At 33.9% G+C, this 2,700-nt stretch carries 4 protein-coding genes; all 4 read left to right on the top strand.

The window, feature by feature from the left end; translation table 11 throughout:
- Positions 1–61 precede the first annotated feature (61 nt).
- Positions 62–637 (top strand): RdgB/HAM1 family non-canonical purine NTP pyrophosphatase, encoded by a 576-nt coding sequence (rdgB, locus tag WBY99_RS12025; protein WP_423976578.1) that lies wholly within the window; start codon positions 62–64, stop codon positions 635–637.
- 267 nt (positions 638–904) lie between these two features.
- Positions 905–1,915 (top strand): phenylalanine--tRNA ligase subunit alpha, encoded by a 1,011-nt coding sequence (locus tag WBY99_RS12020; protein WP_423976577.1) that lies wholly within the window; start codon positions 905–907, stop codon positions 1,913–1,915.
- Positions 1,916–1,952: 37 nt separating this feature from the next.
- Positions 1,953–2,348 carry a DoxX-like family protein gene (locus WBY99_RS12015; protein WP_423976576.1) on the top strand — a complete coding sequence of 132 codons (396 nt, stop codon included), beginning with the start codon at positions 1,953–1,955 and terminating at the stop codon, positions 2,346–2,348.
- Positions 2,332–2,700, top strand: a 369-nt coding sequence (locus tag WBY99_RS12010) for a DUF2071 domain-containing protein (RefSeq protein ID WP_423976575.1), incomplete at its 3' end; no start/stop codon positions are given. The genes WBY99_RS12015 and WBY99_RS12010, both read left to right, overlap by 17 nt.

Here is a 2,700-nt window from a genome sequence, read left to right as displayed (position 1 = left end):
CTCTGACAAAGATTACAGAAAGACTTTTTTAATATTATTCACTATTTATTACCCATTATTCATGAAAAAGGAAATCCTCATCGCTACTCACAATAATCATAAAAAAGAAGAAATTCAGCAAATATTAGGAGAGAAATTTATGGTGACTTCTCTAACTGATTATGATATTCACGATGAAATTGTAGAAGACGGAGAAACCTTTCATGCAAACGCTTTAATCAAAGCGCAATATTGTTTTGATAAAACCGGCAAGCCAAGTTTGGGAGACGATTCAGGCTTGGTAGTTGATGCGCTGGACGGAAGACCCGGAATTTTTTCTGCACGTTACGCCGGCGATCACGATTTTGCAAAAAATATGGTAAAAGTTTTGGAAGAATTGAAAAATGAAGAAAACCGAAAAGCCTATTTTGTAACCGTGATGTGTTTGGTTGATGAAACTGGAACGAACTATTTTGAAGGCAGAGTTTACGGGAATTTGACAAAAGAAATTCGTGGCGAAAAAGGTTTTGGTTACGACCCGATTTTTATTCCGGAAAATTACGAAATCACTTTTGCAGAAATGAAAGCTGAAGACAAAAATAAAATCAGCCATCGAAAAAAAGCGATTGAAAAATTTCTGGATTTTATTAAAGCCTAAGATTTTATTTATTTTCAACATTAAGAAAATGGAGTGATTAAGGATAAAATAAATTTTATTAAGAATGATTTAGCAATGCACTAAAAATCAATTCATTGATTCTTAATGAACCTTAATCACTTCACGAACCTTAATGGTTTAAAATATTTTTTTGAATAAATCATAAACAGATTCTAAGTCAAAATTTATCTTAAAAATTTAAGCGCAAATTCACCTCGAAATTTTCAGTTAAAAATCGTATTTTTGCATCCAATTATATTTAAAGAAATGTTAGAAAAGATTGAGGAATTATTGGTTGAAGTAGGAAATTTCAGTACGACGAGTAAAGATGAAATTGAGCAATTCCGCATTAAATTTAGTGGTAAAAAAGGATTGATCAACGATATTTTGGCGCAGTTCAAAGAAGTTCCCAACGAACAGAAAAAAGAATTCGGACAAAAGATCAACACGCTGAAACAAGCGGTTGAAGCGAAGTTGGAAGATTTGAAATCTGCGACAAGTTCTAACATTATTCTCGAAAAAGAAGATCTCACAAAACCCGGATTTTCTTCGGAATTAGGAACGCGTCATCCGATCAATTTGGTAAAAAACAGAATTATCGAAATCTTTAAATCCATCGGTTTTGCTGTTGCAGACGGACCGGAAATTGAAGACGACTGGCATAATTTCACCGCTTTAAATTTACCAGAATATCATCCGGCGAGAGATATGCAGGATACTTTTTTCATCGAAACCAATCCCGATATTTTGCTCAGAACGCACACTTCTTCGGTGCAAATTCGATATATGGAAGAAAACCAACCGCCGATGAGAATTCTTTCGCCCGGAAGAGTTTTCCGAAACGAAGCGATTTCTTCGCGTTCACACTGTATTTTCCACCAAATCGAAGGTTTATATATTGACGAAAATGTGAGTTTTGCCGATCTGAAACAAACGATTCAGTTTTTTACGACCGAACTTTTCGGGAAATCGAAAATCAGATTAAGACCTTCTTATTTTCCTTTCACAGAACCAAGTGCGGAAGTCGATGTTTATTGGGGTTTGAACTCAGAAACCGATTATAGAATCACCAAAGGAACAGGTTGGCTCGAAATTATGGGTTGCGGAATGGTGGATCCTGCGGTTTTGAAAAACGTAAATATCGATGCTGATAAATATTCCGGTTACGCTTTCGGAATGGGAATCGAGCGAATCGCAATGTTAATGTATCAAATGAGCGACATCCGTATGTTTTTCGAAAACGATAAGAGAATGTTGGAGCAGTTTAAGAGTTTGTAACGCTCCATATATTTTAAAATATTTAAATAATTTAGAAATGAATAAAATTAAATTTTACAACTTTCTAAATTATTTTTTTTGTTTAGTATGGCTTGTTAATGGGCTTTTTTGCAAGATTTTAAATTTTGAACCAAGACATCAAGAAATTGTTGGAAGAATTTTGGGAACAGAAAATTCCGGAATGTTCACTTTGATTATCGGGGTTTTAGAAATTTTGATGGCAATTTGGATTTTCAGCAAACTGAAAGCTAAACTTAATTCTTGGCTTCAAATGATCATCATTTTAACGATGAATATTATTGAATTTTCAGTCGTTCCAGACTTGTTACTTTGGGGAAAACTAAACCTCATTTTTGCTTTTTTATTTGTAACTTTGATTTATTACAAAGAATTTATTTTGAAAAAGCACATCGAAAATGTTTCCATTTCTTAAAAATCATCCTTTTGCCGTAGATGCTTTTTTCGAAAGTTCAATCGTTCTTACTTTTGCCATTCCGAAAGAAGAATTGGCGGGTTTAATTCCCGAAAGTTTAGAACTCGATACTTTTGGCGATTACGCTTTTATCGCCGTCGCAATGGTGCAAACAGAAGGTTTAAGACCAAAAGGTTTTCCGAAATTGATGGGAAACGATTTCTTCTTAATTGGTTACCGAATTTTTGTAAAATATCATACTTCCGAAGGAAAAAGATTGCGCGGTTTATACATCATAAAATCGGAAACCGACCGAAAGAAAATGGAATACTTCGGAAATATTTTTACACACTACAATTATACAACAACCGAT

This window comes from Kaistella sp., assembly GCF_049588135.1.
Taxonomy (GTDB): domain Bacteria; phylum Bacteroidota; class Bacteroidia; order Flavobacteriales; family Weeksellaceae; genus Kaistella.
The sequence above is the reverse complement of the archived record's forward strand: the minus strand, read 5'-3'. Positions and strand labels throughout refer to the sequence as shown.